The sequence below is a fragment of the Streptomyces sp. HPF1205 genome (genome assembly GCF_020400825.1).
In the GTDB taxonomy this organism is placed as follows: Bacteria; Actinomycetota; Actinomycetes; order Streptomycetales; family Streptomycetaceae; genus Actinacidiphila.
The window spans coordinates 186,192-203,167 of record NZ_JAINVH010000011.1 but is presented as its reverse complement, the minus strand read 5'-3'; the positions used below and the strand labels follow the sequence as shown (position 1 = coordinate 203,167).

General features: G+C 71.6%; 13 protein-coding genes. 11 read left to right on the top strand and 2 right to left on the bottom strand.

Features of this window, described 5'->3' with window-relative positions:
- Positions 1–16: 16 nt before the first annotated feature.
- Positions 17–1,444 (top strand): HAMP domain-containing sensor histidine kinase, encoded by a 1,428-nt coding sequence (locus K7G61_RS15510; RefSeq protein ID WP_225847408.1) that lies wholly within the window; start codon positions 17–19, stop codon positions 1,442–1,444.
- Between the two features lie 217 nt (positions 1,445–1,661).
- On the opposite strand, the gene K7G61_RS15505 is transcribed toward K7G61_RS15510, so the two are convergent.
- Complete coding sequence (locus tag K7G61_RS15505; protein ID WP_225847407.1) at positions 1,662–2,705, bottom strand: TAXI family TRAP transporter solute-binding subunit; 1,044 nt, start codon at positions 2,703–2,705, stop codon at positions 1,662–1,664.
- 168 nt (positions 2,706–2,873) lie between these two features.
- Here K7G61_RS15505 and miaB point away from each other — a divergent pair, with 168 nt between their 5' ends.
- The gene (gene miaB, locus K7G61_RS15500) at positions 2,874–4,394 is read left to right on the top strand and encodes a tRNA (N6-isopentenyl adenosine(37)-C2)-methylthiotransferase MiaB (RefSeq protein ID WP_225847406.1); all 1,521 of its coding nucleotides are present in this window, start codon (positions 2,874–2,876) and stop codon (positions 4,392–4,394) included.
- An 89-nt stretch (positions 4,395–4,483) separates the two neighbouring features.
- Positions 4,484–5,272 (top strand): class III extradiol dioxygenase subunit B-like domain-containing protein, encoded by a 789-nt coding sequence (locus K7G61_RS15495; protein ID WP_225847405.1) that lies wholly within the window; start codon positions 4,484–4,486, stop codon positions 5,270–5,272.
- Positions 5,273–5,379: 107 nt separating this feature from the next.
- Here the strand turns inward: K7G61_RS15495 and K7G61_RS15490 are convergent, their stop codons facing one another.
- Positions 5,380–5,610, bottom strand: coding sequence for an antitoxin (locus K7G61_RS15490; RefSeq protein WP_225847404.1), 231 nt, complete (start codon positions 5,608–5,610; stop codon positions 5,380–5,382).
- A 175-nt stretch (positions 5,611–5,785) separates the two neighbouring features.
- Here K7G61_RS15490 and miaA point away from each other — a divergent pair, with 175 nt between their 5' ends.
- The 8 genes from miaA (at position 5,786) to K7G61_RS15450 (ending at position 16,950) form a co-directional block, all read left to right on the top strand.
- Complete coding sequence (gene miaA, locus K7G61_RS15485) at positions 5,786–6,700, top strand: tRNA (adenosine(37)-N6)-dimethylallyltransferase MiaA (protein ID WP_225847403.1); 915 nt, start codon at positions 5,786–5,788, stop codon at positions 6,698–6,700.
- A 104-nt stretch (positions 6,701–6,804) separates the two neighbouring features.
- Complete coding sequence (locus K7G61_RS15480) at positions 6,805–7,404, top strand: hypothetical protein (protein ID WP_225847402.1); 600 nt, start codon at positions 6,805–6,807, stop codon at positions 7,402–7,404.
- 104 nt (positions 7,405–7,508) lie between these two features.
- Complete coding sequence (dapF, locus tag K7G61_RS15475) at positions 7,509–8,414, top strand: diaminopimelate epimerase (protein ID WP_374204137.1); 906 nt, start codon at positions 7,509–7,511, stop codon at positions 8,412–8,414.
- A gap of 234 nt (positions 8,415–8,648) precedes the next feature.
- A complete protein-coding gene (locus K7G61_RS15470; RefSeq protein WP_225847401.1) occupies positions 8,649–10,841 on the top strand; it encodes a bifunctional (p)ppGpp synthetase/guanosine-3',5'-bis(diphosphate) 3'-pyrophosphohydrolase in 2,193 nt (730 codons plus the stop codon).
- A gap of 330 nt (positions 10,842–11,171) precedes the next feature.
- The gene (gene hflX, locus K7G61_RS15465; RefSeq protein WP_225847400.1) at positions 11,172–12,665 is read left to right on the top strand and encodes a GTPase HflX; all 1,494 of its coding nucleotides are present in this window, start codon (positions 11,172–11,174) and stop codon (positions 12,663–12,665) included.
- A gap of 228 nt (positions 12,666–12,893) precedes the next feature.
- Entirely contained in the window at positions 12,894–14,288 is a 1,395-nt protein-coding gene (locus K7G61_RS15460; RefSeq protein WP_225847432.1) for a diaminobutyrate--2-oxoglutarate transaminase, read from the top strand.
- Between the two features lie 91 nt (positions 14,289–14,379).
- Positions 14,380–16,188, top strand: a complete 1,809-nt coding sequence (locus K7G61_RS15455) for an IucA/IucC family siderophore biosynthesis protein (RefSeq protein ID WP_225847399.1) — start codon at positions 14,380–14,382, stop codon at positions 16,186–16,188.
- A 60-nt stretch (positions 16,189–16,248) separates the two neighbouring features.
- Positions 16,249–16,950, top strand: coding sequence for a GNAT family N-acetyltransferase (locus tag K7G61_RS15450; RefSeq protein ID WP_263984406.1), 702 nt, complete (start codon positions 16,249–16,251; stop codon positions 16,948–16,950).
- Positions 16,951–16,976 lie beyond the last annotated feature (26 nt).

Sequence of the window (16,976 nt, the reverse complement as noted above, 5' to 3'; positions counted from 1 at the left end):
ACGCCAGGACCCTGCCGTGCGCAACCGATTGCTGCCGCTGCTCATCGTGCTGATGGCGGGCGTCCTGCTCGCCCTCGGCTTTCCGCTGGCCGCCAGCCAGGCGGCCGCGCAGCAGCACCGGGTGGTGGTCGACCGGATCGACGACACGACCCGGTTCGCCGCGCTCGCCCAGTTCGTCGACGATCGCGAGGAGCAGATCGTCACCAACTCGGACGACGCCGAGCGGCTGCACACCTTGCGCACCGAACTCGTCCGCTACGAGCAGCTCTACGGAATCCGCGTCGGTGTCTTCTACCGCGACAGCTCGGCCATGGCGGCCGCCCCCGCGGACTGGCGGCTGCCCAGACAGGGGGAGTTGTACGACGCGTACTACTCGGCGCTGCTCGGGCGCCGCGCCCACGACCCGGAGCAGGTCTGGCCGTGGCAGCACCGGATGCTCGCCATAGCCTCGCCCATCGTGCGGGACGGCGACGTGGTCGCGGTGGTCGTGACCGACTCGCCGACCGGCGCACTGCGCGCCCGTATCCTGCACGGCTGGCTGCTGCTTGCCGCCGGCGAACTCGCCGCGATGGCGATCGCCGTGCTGTTCGCGGTACGCCTCACCGCCTGGGTGCTGCGGCCGGTGGCCAGGCTCGACCGGGTCACCCACGACATCGCGACCGGCCGGATGACGTCCCGCGTCCAGGAGGCCGGCGGACCGCCCGAGCTGCGCCGTCTGATCCGGTCGTTCAACGAGATGGCCGACAACGTCGAGGCCGTCCTCGACCAGCAGCGGGCGTTCGTCGCCGACGCCTCCCACCAGTTGCGCAATCCGCTGTCCGCGCTCCTGCTGCGGATCGAACTGCTGGGCCTGGAACTGCCCGAGGGCCACACCGAGGCCGAGTCGGTGAAGGAGGAGGGTCACCGGCTCGCGCAGGTGCTGGACGACCTGCTCGGCCTCGCCGTGGCGGAGAGCACCGAGAGCCATCTGGACGTGACGGACATCGCCGCCTTGGTGCGGACCAGGGCCGCCGCCTGGCGGCCGGTGGCCGACCGGGCCGGGACCGCGGTGGAGTTCATCGAGCCCGACGGCGGCGGCCGCGTCAACGGATGGGCGGACCCGGTCGCCCTGTCCAGCGCGCTCGACGCCGTACTGGACAACGCGATCAAGTTCACGCCGGGCGGCGGGACGGTGTCGGTGGGGATCGCGGCGGACGGCGGGCAGGTGACGATCACCGTGGCGGACGGCGGCCCCGGCCTCACCGACGACGAGCTGGCCCGGATCGGCGACCGCTTCTGGCGCAGCAACCGCCACCAGAACGTCCAAGGTTCCGGTCTCGGCCTTTCCATCGCCCGAGCCCTGCTCAGCCAGTCCGGCGGCGAGATCGCCTTCGCCCGCCGTGACCCGCACGGCCTGGAAGTCACGCTGCGGGTGCCCCGCCAGGCGCCGGTGCGCACGCCGTAATGGCGGCGAACCGTCGTAATAGATGCGAACGGTCGTACGGGATGCGAACCGCCGTATAGGGTGCGGGCGCCGCAATGGAGCGAACCGCCATAAGGAGTGCGGGCTCCTCGCGAGGTGCGGGTCAGACATGCGGGTCAGCGGTCGTACGCGCCCTCCGGCACTCAAGGGCGCGTAGGCCGGGCGACACGGGTTCGCGGCAGGGCAAGCCTGGGTGCGCTTAAGGCTTCACCGACCGGTAGTAGCGTTCGGCGCCCTCGTGAAGCGGCAGTGGGTCGGTGAAGACCGCGGTCCGCAGATCCACGAGCTGGGCGGCGTGCACCTTCTTGCCGATGGCGTCCCGGCTGGCGATGACGGCACGGGTGAGCCGCTCCACCAGGCCGGCGTTGGCGTGGTCGGTGGTGACCAGCAGGTTGGCCACCGCGATGGTGGCCACGGCCCGGCCGTCCTGCGCCTTGGGATAGGCGTCGGCGGGCATCACGGCCTGCCGGTAGTACTGCATGCTCGCTCCCATGGCGTGCAGCGGCTTCACCAGGTCGCCGAGCTGCACGAGCCTGATCCTGTCCACCGGCGTGGCCATGGCCGTCACCGCGGCGGTCGGCAGGCCGCCGGACCAGAAGAAGGCGTCCAGCTTGCCGCCCATCAGCATGGCGGGGGCCTGGTCGATACCGACCGGGTACGCCTGGATGTCCTTGGTGATGTCGAGACCCGCCGCCGCGAGCAGGCGGCGTGTGATCAAGTTCACACCCGAGCCCGCCTGTCCGACTCCGACGCGCAGCCCGCGCAGATCCTTGGCAGCGCGGACAGTGGAGCTGCGCGGTACGACGAGCTGCATGTAGTCGTCGTACAGCCGGGCGCAGGCCCGCAGGTCGCTCTTGCCGCGGCCGTGGTAGTCGGCCACCGCGTCGGCGGCGGCGATGGTGAAGTCCGCCCGCCCCGATGCCACCCGCTCGATGTTCTCGACCGAGCCCTCGGTGTTCAGAAGGTTCACCTCGACCCCGGGCAGCGCGGCCGTGAGGTCCGACTTCAGCAGCATCCCGTACTTCTCGTAGACGCCGTTGGCGACACCGGTGGCGAACGAGATCGGCCTGTGGGGGTACGAGGGCCCGCCCGACGGCAGCAGCCACCACAGCAGCAGGGCCAGCGCGGACGAGGCCGCCAGGGCGCTCTGGAGTGCCCGCCGGCGACCCAGCCGGCCGGTCACGAGGCCCACGGGGCGCACGTCGGACCGCGGAGCGCTCTCTCCGGTGCCGGGTCTGTTCATGGCCCGCGATCCTGCCAGCGCATCCGTCCCGGCGGAAGCCCGCCGGGACGTGAGGTGGGCGTCCGTGAGAGCTCCCCCTGTGGGGCGGCCCGGCCCCGCGAAGGGCCGGTGCCGGGTAAGCCGCTCTCCCGGCAAGAGCGACCACTGGGGCCGCCTACCCTTGTTTCCATGAGCAGCAGCGACCGGAGCGGGACAGTGGACGTCAAGCGCAGTTATGAGATTCGCACCTACGGGTGTCAGATGAACGTCCACGATTCCGAACGGCTGGCCGGGCTTCTGGAGGCCGCCGGATATGTGCGCGCCGCCGAGGCGGACGACGGGGCGGACGTGGTGGTCTTCAACACCTGCGCGGTGCGGGAGAACGCCGACAACCGCCTCTACGGCAATCTCGGGCAACTCGTGCCAAAGAAGGCGGCCCGGCCGGGAATGCAGATCGCGGTCGGCGGATGTTTGGCGCAGAAGGACCGCGACACCATCGTCAAGCGCGCCCCCTGGGTGGACGTGGTGTTCGGCACGCACAACATCGGACAGCTTCCCGTCCTGCTGGAACGCGCCAGGATCGCCGATGAGGCGCAGGTCGAGATCGCCGAATCGCTGGAGACCTTCCCCTCGACGCTGCCGTCCAGGCGCGAGTCGGCGTACGCCGCCTGGGTCGCGATCTCGGTCGGCTGCAACAACACCTGCACCTTCTGCATCGTGCCCGCGCTGCGCGGCAAGGAGAAGGACCGGCGGCCGGGCGACATCCTCGCCGAGGTGGAGGCGTTGGTCGCGGAGGGCGTCATCGAGGTGACGCTCCTGGGCCAGAACGTCAACGCCTATGGGTCCGACATCGGCGACCGCGAGGCGTTCGGCAAGCTGCTGCGGGCGACGGGGGGCGTCGAGGGACTGGAGCGGGTCCGCTTCACCTCTCCGCATCCGCGCGACTTCACCGACGACGTCATCGCCGCGATGGCCGAGACGCCCAACGTGATGCACCAACTGCACATGCCGCTGCAGTCGGGCTCCGACCGCGTCCTGAAGGCGATGCGGCGCTCGTACCGGCAGGACCGCTACCTCGGCATCATCGACAAGGTGCGAGCCGCGATGCCGGACGCCGCGATCACCACCGACATCATCGTGGGCTTCCCCGGCGAGACCGAGGAGGACTTCGAGCAGACGCTGCACGTGGTGCGAGAGGCCCGCTTCGCGCAGGCCTTCACCTTCCAGTACAGCAAGCGCCCCGGCACGCCCGCGGCCGAGATGGACGGGCAGATCCCCAAGGCGGTCGTGCAGGAGCGGTACGAACGGCTGGTCGCGCTGCAGGAGGAGATCTCCTGGGCCGAGAACAAGAAGCAGGTCGGCCGCACCCTTGAGGTGCTGGTCGCCGAGGGGGAGGGGCGCAAGGACGACGCCACGCACCGGCTGTCGGGGCGCGCTCCCGACAACCGTCTTGTGCATTTCACGCCGCCCGCCGCTTCGACGCCTGTGCGGCCGGGGGACATGGTGACGGTGGAGGTCACGTACGCGGCGCCGCACCACCTGCTGGCCGAGGGGCCGGTGCTGGGGGTCCGCCCGACGCGCGCCGGGGACGCGTGGGAGCGCCGCAACACCGCCGCGCCCGCTCCCAAGGGCGTCATGCTCGGCCTTCCGGCGGTCGGCGCACCGGCTCCCTCGCCCGAGGCCGCGATGGGCGGCTGCAGCGCGCACTGAGACCAGGAGACGGGCTCGGGCCGCGCTCTGAGGCAGGCGGGCGGCTCGGGCCGGCGACCTCGATCTTCCCGGCCCGGTAGGGTGCGATCATGCTCGTCGCCGCAGCCGTGTGTCCGTGCCCGCCCCTGCTGGTGCCCGACGTGGCCGCCGGAGCCGCGCCCGAACTCGACGCTCTGCGAGCGGCCTGTGCCGACGCGGTGGGGGCACTGGCCGCGTCCCGGCCGGACCTGCTGGTGGCCGTAGGTCCGGGACGCGAACCGGGCCGCCTGTCCTACGCACAAGGAGCACCCGGATCCTTCCGGGAATTCGGCGTCCCGTTGGACGTGACACTCGGGCCGGTCGAGCCACCGGCGGCCGGCGCCGCGCCGAATCCCGCCGGTCCGCGGCTCCCGGTCCTGCCGCCGTCACTGACCGTCGCGGGATGGCTGCTGCGCGGGTGGGGCAGCGCCCCGGTGGGCGGCCTCGGTGTCGGTGAGGACCTGCCGCCCGAGGACTGCGCCGCCGCCGGACGGGCCGTCGCCGACTCGGCCGAGCGGGTCGCCCTGCTGGTCATGGGTGACGGCAGCGCCTGCCGTACGGTCAAGGCCCCCGGCTACCTCGACGAGCGTGCCGAACACTACGACGGATCCGTGGCCGCCGCCCTGGCCGCGGCCGACACCACGGCCCTGGCCGCTATGGACCCCGAGCTGTCCCGTGAGCTTCGATCCGCGGGCCGTGCTCCCTGGCAGGTCCTCGCCGGGGCCGCGGAGTGGTCCGGCCTCGCGGGTGAGTTGCTCCACCAGTGCGTCCCTTACGGTGTGGCGTACTTCGTCGCGGCCTGGACGCGGCCGGGCTCCCCTGCACGTGCCCACGCCCCGGGCCGCGGAACCGTGATCTGAGGAGCCGCACTCAAGGCGGCCCAGGGGCGACGTGAAGGACGGGCCGCGGATGGTGGAGGTCCGCGGCCGTCCGGCTCCGTCAGGGACGGGGACGCCCCTGCGCGCGGTCAGCGGGAGCCTTGACCGCCGCCCTGATTGCCGTAGTCGTCCACGGCGCCCTTCGCCCTGTCCGCTCCCCTGTCGATCTGCTGACCGTACTTGCCGCCGGTCCTGGAGTCCGCGGCCTGTCCGGCCTTGTCGATCCCGGAGTCGATCTTGTCGCCGTGTTCACGGGCGAGATCCCCGGCCTTGTCCTTCGACATCCCGAGCTTGCCCTTGAGCGTGTCCATGAAGCTCATGTGGCACCTTCCCTCGCATTCATCGACGATGGCGGCCCAGAGCGGGCGAATAATGACAAAAGCCCGCAAAGCATCTTCTCGATGTCGACCATACCCGCGCCTGTGCCCCGCCGCGTCCGCAAGTGCCCGCCCGATCCGGCGCGCTCGGCCGTCGGCCGTTTGGGAGACTGACAGGATGAAGAACCGTGTCATCGCCGTCGTCGGTCCCACCGCGGCCGGAAAGTCCGATCTGGGCGTCGCGTTGGCGAAGACCCTCGGCGGCGAGGTGATCAACGCCGACTCCATGCAGCTCTACCGCGGCATGGACATCGGCACCGCGAAGCTCACCCCGGAGGAGCGCCAGGGCGTCCCGCACCACCTCCTCGACATCTGGGACGTCACTCAGGCGGCCAACGTCGCCGATTACCAGCGCCTCGCCCGTGCCGAGATCGACCACCTCCTCGCCGAGGGCCGCGTTCCCGTCCTGGTCGGCGGCTCCGGCCTCTACGTGCGCGCCGCACTTGACGTGCTGGAGTTCCCGGGCACCGACCCGGAGGTCCGTGCCCGGCTCGAGGCGGAACTGGAACTGCGCGGCCCCGGCGCCCTGCACGCCCGCCTCGCCGCCGTCGACCCCGAGGCCGCCCGCGCGATCCTGCCGGGCAACGGGCGCCGTATCGTCCGCGCCTTGGAGGTCGTCGAGATCACCGGGCGCCCGTTCACCGCCAACCTCCCCGGTCACGAGGCCTTCTACGACACGGTTCAGGTCGGCGTTGACGTCCCCCGGCCCGAACTCGACGAACGCATCTCCGTCCGCGTCGATCGCATGTGGGAGGCCGGCCTGGTCGCCGAGGTCCGCACCCTTGAGGCGCGGGGCCTGCGCGAAGGGCGTACGGCCTCCCGGGCCCTCGGCTACCAGCAGGTGCTGGCCGCCCTGGCCGGCGAGTGCACCGAGCAAGAGGCACGAGCCGAGACCGTACGCGCCACCAAACGCTTTGCCCGCCGCCAGGATTCATGGTTCCGGCGCGACCCGCGGGTGCACTGGCTCACGGCACGCGGTCCGGAACTCGTCGACGAGGCGCTGACGTTGCTCCAAGAAGCGGTCACAGCCTGATCACGTGATGGCATCGGGACGCTCCGGCGCCGCTGAGCGGGGCTAGACGCATGCCATCATCAAGCATCGAGCTACGGTGTCGGAGATCGGGAGGGCGCGTGGCGATGGCAGCCGGCCCACGCGACACCCCGCACGGGCACGACGCGGCGGATCCGGGTTTCTCCCATGAGGCCCAGGACACCCCCGGCCTTCCCGAAACGCGCGCACACGACGACTCCTTTGATTCCCCGGAGTCCGATGAGCCTGCGGACCGGCTCGAACCCCTGGAACCGGGGGTACCTCTGGATTCCCTCGATTCACTGGACTCCCTTCGCTCACTTGACGTCCTCGATCCCGCTGAGCCCCTCCCGTCCGGCGACGAGAGCCAGTCCTTCTTCCGTGCGCTGCGTCCGGCTCGGCAGCTGAAGGTCTGGCAGCTCGTCCCGATCGTCGCCCTCGCCGTCGGCGGCTCGCTGATGTTCGCCTTTCCGCTGGCTTTCGAGTCCGGTGACGCCGGGCCGGTCGTGGCCATGCTCGGCCTGCTTCTTTGCTGCTGCTCGGCCGGATGGGGGCTGATGGCCGCCCGCCGGATCGGCCATACCTGGCCCGGCCTGCCCCCGCGGGGCTCCGGCGGCCGCGCGGACTGGCGCTTGGTCGCCGGATATGCCGCCGTCGTCGTACTGCTGGCCGTGCTCGCCGTCTGGCGTGTCGCCCGGCTGCGCTGATCGGGCGCACGGGGCCCGCCCGGACCTGGGTGGCCCTTCGCCTCCGCCGCCCGTCCCCCTGTCCGCCCCGACCTGCGCGTCCTGGGGCACGTAGGATCGGGAGTGTGACTGATGCGCGCGGCGGCGCCGCCCCTGTGAGCTTCCTCAAGGGCCACGGCACCGAGAACGATTTCGTGATCGTCCCCGACCCGGACGGCCGGCTGGACCTGTCCGCCGCCGAGGTCGCACGCCTGTGCGACCGGCGGGCCGGTATCGGCGGCGACGGACTGCTGCGCGTCGTCCGCTCGGCCGCGCACCCCGACGCGGCCGCCATGGCGGGCGAGGCCGAGTGGTTCATGGACTATCGCAACAGCGACGGTTCCGTCGCGGAGATGTGCGGCAATGGTGTGCGCGTCTTCGCCCGCTACCTCCAGCGGGCACGCCTGGCCGAGACCGGGGACCTGGCCATCGCCACCCGTGCCGGGGTGCGTGGCGTGCACATCGCCAAGGACGCCGACGACGGCACCCCGGGCGACATCACCGTCCGTATGGGCCGGGCCGTCCTGCCCGGTGGAGCGGTCACCGTCGACGTCGGCGGCCGCACGTGGCCCGCCGTACACGTCAACATGGGCAACCCGCACGCCGTCGCCTTCGTGAGGTCCCTCGACGAGGCGGGTGACCTTCTGCGTGCCCCCGCGGTCACCCCCGCGGAGGCGTACCCGACCGGTACCAACGTGGAATTCGTCGTCGACCGGGGGCCCCACCACGTTGCCCTGCGGGTGCATGAACGCGGCTCCGGTGAGACCCGATCCTGCGGTACGGGCGCCTGTGCGGTCATGGTCGCGGCCGCCCGCCGGGACGGCCACGACCCGGTTGGCGCCGGGCGGCCCGTCACGTACACCGTCGATGTTCCCGGTGGGCGCCTGCTGATCACCGAACGCGCCGATGGCGAGATCGAGATGACCGGGCCCGCGGTGATCGTCGCAGAAGGCGTCATCGACCCGGCCTGGTTTGCTGCCCGGACGGCCTGACGACGATCGGCGAACCGCCTTGGCGCAACGGTCTCCAGCAGGCGAATCGTCGTCAGCAACCGGACGTATCCGGGCGAGAGCAGTCGTAGTCATTCCCTCGAACGGGTGATGGGGATCACTCTCGGCGAGAGCGTGACAGCCGGACGTGGTGGGCTCGATAGCATCAATCACCGGCGCGCCCCCGTGGGTCGTGCGAGGGTACCCGCAGCCGGTCCATGCTGCCGGAGGTGCCCGATGAGCGCAGACAACGAGGTGAACACCGGACGCATCGCTGAGGCCCGGAAGCGCGGACTGCCCCGCATCGACCTGCGCCGCCTTGGCCGCGCGGCGCTTCTGGGACCCGGCGGAAGGGACCGACTGCCCGACGCCATCGAGCATCTGATCAAGGTGCACCGGGCCCGGCACCCGGGAGTCCGCGCCGAGGCCGTCGACACGCTGCGCCGCGCGTACGTGCTCGCGGAGTCCTCGCACCGCGGCCAGACCCGCAAGAGCGGCGAGCCCTACATCACCCATCCGCTCGCGGTCACCCTCATCCTGGCCGAACTCGGCGCGGAGACCACGACGCTGACGGCCTCTTTGCTGCACGACACCGTCGAGGACACCGAGGTGACCCTTGACCAGGTGCGACGGGAGTTCGGCGAGGAGGTCACCTACCTCGTCGACGGAGTCACCAAGCTGGAGAAGGTCGACTACGGCGCCGCTGCCGAGCCGGAGACGTTCCGCAAGATGCTCGTCGCCACCGGCAGCGATGTGCGGGTGATGTCGATCAAACTGGCCGACCGCCTCCACAACATGCGCACGCTCGGGGTGATGCGCCCCGACAAGCAGGCGCGCATCGCCAAGGTGACCCGGGACGTGCTCATCCCGCTCGCCGAACGCCTCGGTGTACAGGCGCTCAAGACCGAACTGGAGGACTTGGTCTTCGCGATCCTCCATCCCGAGGAGTACGCGCGCACCCGCGCCACGATCGAGGCCAACGCCGTCAGGTCCGAGAACACGCTGGGCGCCGTCGCCGACGACGTGCGCGCGGTCCTGCGAGAGGCCGGCATCGCGGCGGAAGTCGCCATCCGGCCCCGGCACGCGGTGTCCGTGCATCGCGTCATGCTCAAACGCGGCGGCGCCCCGCTCGGCGGCTGCGATTTCGGCCGACTCCTCGTGCTGGTCGGCGAGGACGCGGACTGCTACGCCGTGCTCGGCGAACTGCACACCTGCTTCACACCGGTGATCGCGGAGTTCAAGGACTTCATCGCGGCTCCCAAGTTCAACCTCTACCAGTCGCTCCACACCGCGATCGCCGACGCAAGGGGCCGGATCGCCGAGGTCCTGGTCCGCACCCGGACGATGCACAGGGTCGCCGAGGCCGGAGTGATCGCTCTCGGCGACCCGCACGCCGCGGCCGAGTGGTCGCAGGCAGCGGAGGGTCGGCGGGGCGAGTCGGAGGTGCCGGCCGCGGAGAACTGGGGGCGGACGGACCCCACTCGCCCCGGCTGGCTCGCCCGGCTCCTCGAATGGCAGCGCGCGGCGCCCGACCCGGACATCTTCTGGACCTCGCTGCGCGACGACCTCGCCCAGGACCGGGAGATCACCGTCGTCACTCAACAGGCAGGTGACGCCTCCGGAACCCTGCGGCTCCCCGCCGGCGCAAGCTGCGTGGACGCCGCCTACACGATCCACGGTGAGACGGGCCACGCCTGCGTCGGCGTGCGGGTCAACGGCCGGCTCGCGCCTCTGGGCACCCGCCTGCGCGACGGCGACATCCTGCAACTGCTCATGGACGACACCGCCTCCTCTGGGCCCGACCCCGACTGGCTGGAGCACGCCACCACGCCCGCCGCCCGGATCGCGATCACCCGCTGGTTGGCCCAGCACTCGGCCGACCCGGCGCAGGAGCGAGCGGACCGCCCGGCGCAGGCTCCGTCCGTACGCCCGGCGCCCATCGCGGGCGCGGTGCCCGCGGACGAGCCGGTCGCCGTCGCGGATCTGCCGGGCGCTGCCGTGCGACTGGCCCGCTGCTGTACGCCCGTCCCACCCGACCGGGTCACCGCATTCGCCATTCGCGGCGGCACCGTCGCCGTCCACCGGGCGGAATGCCCGACCGCCGGGCGGATGACCGCGGCCGGACGCCGTACGGTGCCCGTGCGCTGGCGCGACGGCGCACCCGCGGGCGGCTACCGGGCAACCGTACTGGCCGAGGCGCTCAGCCGGCCGCGGCTGCTCGCCGATCTCACCGAGGTGATCGCCGCCCAGGGCGTCGGGATCGTCTCGGCCGCGGTGGAGCCCCCGCAGGAGCACCGGGTGCGCCACACGTACACCGTCGAACTCCCCGACCGGAAGGCGCTGACCGCTCTCATGCGGGCCATGCGCTCCGTTCCGGGCGTGTACGACGTCTACCGGACCCGGCCGGTCATGGTCTCGACCCCGTCCTGACCCCGCGTTCCGCCCTGCGTCCCGACTTGCCCCATCCATCGAGTCCCCCCGCGTGTCGGCCGCCCGCTCGGCGCGTGGCGGCTGTTTCTGACTACGCTGTGTAAACGCAGGTGAACCGAGAAGAGTTTCGGGTGGTCGCGCACCCGTTCGAGTGATCTCCTGCCGGGGCGGGTGGCCCGGCGGCCCGGGGAATCCGGAAACGGCCCGAGGCGTTGAAGGGGATACCGGAACGGGTCCCGTAAACCCACGTGACCGCGCATCTCGCGCGTGCGACCATCGTAGGGACGACGCGAGAGCGCCCGCCGGACAACCCTACGACCAAAGGATCACATGACCTTCACTTCTTCCTCTTCGAACGACCGCCAGCGCCTTCCCGAAAGCCTTCGGGCCGACGCCCTGATGGAAGAGGACGTGGCCTGGAGTCTCGAGATCGACGGGGAGCGTGACGGCGACCAGCTCGACCGTTCGGACCGAGCCGCCCTTCGCCGGGTGGCCGGGCTCTCCACGGAGCTGGAGGACATCACCGAGGTCGAGTACCGGCAGCTCCGGCTGGAGCGGGTCGTTCTCGTCGGCGTGTGGACCTCGGGCACCGTGGACGACGCCGAGAACTCGCTGGCCGAGCTGGCGGCCCTCGCCGAGACCGCGGGCGCCCTCGTGCTGGACGGCGTGATCCAGCGCCGCGACAAGCCGGACCCCGCCACGTACATCGGCTCGGGCAAGGCACAGGAACTCCGCGACATCGTCGTCGAGACCGGTGCGGACACCGTGGTCTGCGACGGTGAGCTGAGCCCCGGCCAGCTCATCCATCTGGAGGACGTCGTCAAGGTCAAGGTGGTCGACCGGACCGCGCTGATCCTCGACATCTTCGCCCAGCACGCCAAGTCCAGGGAGGGCAAGGCGCAGGTCTCGCTGGCCCAGATGCAGTACATGCTGCCCAGGCTGCGCGGTTGGGGCCAGTCGCTGTCCCGGCAGATGGGTGGCGGTGGCTCCGGCTCCTCGGGCGGCGGCATGGCCACCCGCGGTCCCGGTGAGACCAAGATCGAGACCGACCGGCGGCGCATCCGCGAGAAGATGGCCAAGCTCCGCCGGGAGATCGCGGAGATGAAGACCAGCCGCGACCTCAAGCGCCAGGAGCGCAAGCGGCACAAGGTACCGTCCGTCGCGATCGCCGGCTACACCAACGCGGGCAAGTCCTCACTGCTCAACCGGCTCACCGGCGCCGGGGTCCTGGTGGAGAACGCCCTGTTCGCCACCCTGGACCCGACCGTGCGGCGCGCCGAGACGCCGAGCGGCCGTCTCTACACGCTGGCCGACACCGTCGGATTCGTCCGGCACCTTCCCCACCACCTGGTCGAGGCATTCCGCTCCACCATGGAGGAGGTCGCCGACGCCGACCTGATCCTGCACGTGGTCGACGGAACGCATCCGGCCCCTGAAGAGCAGTTGGCGGCGGTGCGGGAGGTGTTCCGCGACGTCGGAGCGCTCGACGTGCCGGAGATCGTCGTCGTCAACAAGGCCGACGCGGCCGACCCTCTGGTCCTGCAGCGGCTGCTGCGCCACGAGAAGCACGCCGTCGCGGTCTCCGCCCGCAGCGGGCAGAACATCGGTCTGCTGCTGGAGATGATCGACGAGGAGCTGCCGCGGCCGGACGTCGAGGTGGAGGCCCTTGTGCCGTACACCCACGGCGGTCTGGTCTCCCGGGTGCACGGCAGCGGCGAGGTGCTCTCCGAGGAGCACACCGGCGAGGGCACGCTTCTCAAGGTGCGAGTACACGAAGAACTGGCCGCGGAGCTCGCCCCGTTCGCCTTGGCGACCCGGCACTGACCCGGGCTCTCACGCACCCGCCTGGCGCGTGACAACCGGCGCCTGACAGCAGGTAAGGACCCGCCTCCATGGAGGCGGGTCCTTACCTTTGCGTGCGTGCATCCGGGCCCTGTGCCCCGTCCCGGAAAGTTCTGCCGCTCGGCCGTGATCGCTCCGTCACCCCGTCGTTAGTACGGACGGGGACGAGATGACGGTACGTCGATCCGGAGGAGACAGCACGTGGCGGCCATGTCGAGCGCGCCGGGGCAACTGACGGCATCAAGTGACGAGTTCGCGGCGGGGGAGGGGATCCTGCGGCGGCAGGCGCAAAGAGAGTCCGCCGCCCGGACGTACGCCCGCTCGTTGCCGGTGGTGCCCGTCCGGGCCCGGGGAATGACCGTGGAGGGCGCCGACGGCCGCCGCTACCTCGACTGCCTGTCCGGAGCCGGGACCCTCGCGCTCGGCCACAACCATCCCGTCGTTCTCGAGGCGATCAGGAAGGTGCTGGATTCCGGTGCCCCGCTGCACGCCCTGGACCTGGCCACCCCGATCAAGGACGCGTTCACCACCGCCTTGTTCGAGACGCTGCCGTCGGAACTCGCCGATCGCGGCAGGATCCAGTTCTGCGGCCCGGCCGGCACCGATGCCGTCGAGGCCGCGCTCAAGCTCACCCGGATCGCCACCGGGCGCCGCGGCCTGCTGGCCTTCTCGGGCGCCTACCACGGCATGACGTCCGGCGCCCTGGCCGCCACGGGCGACACGACGGTCCCCGCCGAGGCCGCCGAATTCGGCCTGGGCGTCACCAGGCTCCCGTTCCCGTACGACTACCGCTGCCCCTTCGGGACCGGCGGTGACCGGGGGGCCGAACTGTCGGCGCGCCTGGCCGCGAGCCTGCTCGACGACCCCAAAGGGGGCGTACGGTCGCCCGCGGCGATGATGCTGGAGGTCGTCCAGGGCGAGGGCGGTGTGATCCCGGCACCCGACTCCTGGTTGCGCCGGATGCGCGAGATCACCGCCGCGCACGACGTACCGCTGATCGTGGATGAGGTGCAGACCGGGGTCGGGCGGACCGGCGCGTTCTGGGCGGTCGAACACAGCGGGATCCTGCCCGATGTCATGGTGCTGTCCAAGGCGATCGGCGGCAGCCTTCCGCTCGCGGTGATCGTCTACCGCGAGGAACTGGACGTCTGGCGGCCCGGCGCCCACGCCGGCACGTTCCGCGGCAATCAGATGGCGATGGCGGCCGGGACCGCCACGTTGCGTTTCGTCCGGCAGAACGCCCTGCACGAGCGGGCACAGACCGTGGGCGCCCGGATGCTCTCCAACCTGCGAGGCCTCGCCGCCCACCACGAGTGCATCGGCGACGTTCGTGGCCGCGGTCTGATGATCGGAGTGGAGCTGGTCGACACCGACGCGCAGCCGGACGACTACGGTGCGCTTCCGGCCGACGCGCGTCTGGCCGCCCTCGTCCAGCAGGAGTCGCTCAAGCGCGGCCTGATCGTGGAGCTGGGGGGCAGACACGCCGGCGTCGTCCGCTTGCTGCCCCCGCTGACCATTACCGACGAACAGGCGGAGGCCGTGCTGGACCGGCTGGCGGCGGCGATCGAGGCCGCGCGATGCGCACCGCGCGGAGCCGCCGCGTGAGCCGGACGCACGCTGTCACGCACCCGGGGGCCCGCCCCCTGGGCATCGCCGCCACCCCACCCCCCGAACGACCCGAGAGCGGAGCCCAGGCATGACCGCCCGCAGCCCCATCGACCAGGGACCAGCCGAGACCGGCGCGACGGTGCCCCCGCAGCGCGCCGGAACGATCCCCGGCCCGGACCCGCTGCAGCGATCGGAGCCGTACGCGGTCGCCGACGCGGCAGGCATCGAGAACCTCCTGCGCTGCTGGGTGCGGGAGAGGGGGCTCGGCCGCCCGGCCGACGGACTCCTGGTGATCCCGCTGCCCGCCAGCGGGAGCGAAGTACGAGCCGCCGTCCAGCACTGGTCGCCGACAGGGCACCACCGCTTCGGCCCCGCCCACCTGGCCACCGCCGCCCACCCCCCGCTGACCGCGGTCGCCCTCGCCGCGCTCCTGGCCCGCGAGAGCGACGGCGAACCCGCGGACGCGGCCGACCTCGTCGCCCGGGTCGCCGATTCGGTACGGCACACCGCCGCGTTCGTCACGGACCGCCGCGAACGGCCGGGACCGGCCGAACCCCGGCTGCCCTTCCTGGACACGGAACAGGCCCTGATCTTCGGCCACCCCCTGCACCCTGCGCCCAAGGGGCGCGAAGGACTGAGCGACACGGAGGCAGCGCTCTACTCGCCCGAAGCCCGAGGCTCCTTCCCGCTGCACTGGCTCGCGGTGGCGCCTGAACTGCTCGCCACGGACTCCGCCTGGACCGAACGCGGCCGACCGGTACCCGCCGCTGACCTCTTGGCCGCGCTCGCCGGGCCCGGGCTCCGGCTCCCCGAGGGCGCCGCCCCCCTGCCGCTTCACCCCTGGCAGGCGCACGACATCACTCTCCGCCCGGAAGTACGGGACCTCTTCGACGCCGGGCTGCTGCTCGACCTGGGGCAGGTGGGCGCGCCCTGGCATCCCACCTCGTCCGTGCGCACGGTCTACCGGCCGGATACCGCCGTGATGCTCAAACTCTCGCTGGGCCTGCGCATCACCAACTCGCGCCGGGAGAACCTGCGCAAAGAACTGCTGCGAGGTACCGAGGTGCACAGACTCCTGCGCAGTGGCCTCGCCGCCCAGTGGCACGCCGTCCACCCCACGTTCGACATCGTCCGCGACCCAGCCTGGCTGGGAGTCGACGACGCGGACGGCCGGCCGGTCGGCGGCCTCGACGTGATGCTGCGCCACAACGCCTTCGGAGTCGGCCACCAGGCGCACTGCGTCGCCGGCCTCATTTCGCCGCGCCCCTGGCCAGGAGTGCCCGCGCCTGCGCTGCGCTCGCGGCTCGCCGTCCTGATGGCGGCCCTCACCGACCGCACCGGCCGCCCCGGCACCGCCGTCGCCACGGAGTGGTTCCTCCGCTACCTCGACGCGGTCGTCCGGCCGGTGCTCTGGCTGGACGGAGAGGCAGGCATCGCCCTGGAGGCCCACCAGCAGAACACCCTGGTGCTCCTCGACGACGACGGCTGGCCGTCGGGCGGCCGCTACCGCGACAACCAGGGTTACTACTTCCGCGCTTCACGCCGTGCTGAGCTGGAGGCCCGGCTGCCAGGCGTCGGCGCGCAGAGCGACACCTTTGTCGCGGACGAGATCGCCGACGAGCGCCTGGCCTACTACCTCGGCATCAACAACGTCCTCGGTCTCATCGGCGCCTTCGGCTCCCAGGGGCTCGCCGACGAGCGGCTCCTGCTCGCCGCCTTCCGCCGCTTCCTGGCCGCCGCCTCCGGCCGCAGCACTGTGCCCGAACTGCTGCTGCACAGCTCCCACCTGCGGTGCAAGGCGAACCTGCTGACCCGGCTGCGCGGTATGGACGAACTCGTCGGCCCGGTCGACACCCAGTCCGTGTACGTCACCGTACGCAACCCGCTCACCGGCTGAGCTCCCATCCGGCGCGACCATCCGAATCCCGCAGGGGAGCCAGCAGAGGAAGGAATTCCGTTGCCATCCCCCGACCCAAGCACCGACGACACCCTGGATCTGAAGATCCCTCCCGAAGCAATCGGCCGCTTCGGCGAGGAAACCTTCATCCCACCGGCGGACAGGGATCGTGACGACACCGACGACTGGGCGGACCTGCTCGACCACATCGCCGCTTGGAGCGCGGCGAACACCCCGCACGGCCATTTCCGGCTCGTCCCGGTCGTTCCGGCCCGCGACCTGATCTTGATCACCCGGTGGATGAACGACCCGGCTGTCGCCGAATTCTGGGAACTAGACGGCGAGGAACGGATCACCGAGAGGCACGTGGGCGCGCAGCTGCAGGGCGACGGCCGCAGCGTCCCCTGCCTCGGGGTGCTCAGGGGCGCGCCGATGAGCTACTGGGAGATCTACCGCGCGGACCTGGACCCGATCGCCCGGTACTACCCGGCGAAGCCGCACGACACCGGTATCCACCTCCTCATCGGCGGCGTCACCCACCGTGCCCGTGGCCTGGGCAGCACCCTCCTGCGCGCCGTGTCCGGACTGATCCTCGACCACCGGCCGCTGTGCACCCGCGTCGTCGCGGAGCCGGACCTGCGCAACACCCCCTCCGTGTCCGCGTTCCTGACCGCGGGTTTCCGCTTCTCCGCAGAGGTCGATCTCCCCGGCAAGCGCGCCGCCCTGATGATCCGCGAACGCTCGCTGCGCCACCTGCTGTGACGTGTCGTCGCCAAGTACATCGGCCT

Excerpts from the sequence above, each read along its gene's own strand:
- K7G61_RS15505 (WP_225847407.1), bottom strand. The coding sequence starts at position 2,705 with ATGAACAGACCCGGCACCGGAGAGAGCGCTCCGCGGTCCGACGTGCGC.
- K7G61_RS15460 (WP_225847432.1), top strand. The coding sequence starts at position 12,894 with ATGTCGAGCGCGCCGGGGCAACTGACGGCATCAAGTGACGAGTTCGCG.
- K7G61_RS15470 (WP_225847401.1), top strand. The coding sequence starts at position 8,649 with ATGAGCGCAGACAACGAGGTGAACACCGGACGCATCGCTGAGGCCCGG.
- K7G61_RS15455 (WP_225847399.1), top strand. The coding sequence starts at position 14,380 with ATGACCGCCCGCAGCCCCATCGACCAGGGACCAGCCGAGACCGGCGCG.
- K7G61_RS15495 (WP_225847405.1), top strand. The coding sequence starts at position 4,484 with ATGCTCGTCGCCGCAGCCGTGTGTCCGTGCCCGCCCCTGCTGGTGCCC.
- K7G61_RS15490 (WP_225847404.1), bottom strand. The coding sequence starts at position 5,610 with ATGAGCTTCATGGACACGCTCAAGGGCAAGCTCGGGATGTCGAAGGAC.
- hflX (WP_225847400.1), top strand. The coding sequence starts at position 11,172 with ATGACCTTCACTTCTTCCTCTTCGAACGACCGCCAGCGCCTTCCCGAA.
- miaB (WP_225847406.1), top strand. The coding sequence starts at position 2,874 with ATGAGCAGCAGCGACCGGAGCGGGACAGTGGACGTCAAGCGCAGTTAT.
- K7G61_RS15480 (WP_225847402.1), top strand. The coding sequence starts at position 6,805 with ATGGCAGCCGGCCCACGCGACACCCCGCACGGGCACGACGCGGCGGAT.
- miaA (WP_225847403.1), top strand. The coding sequence starts at position 5,786 with ATGAAGAACCGTGTCATCGCCGTCGTCGGTCCCACCGCGGCCGGAAAG.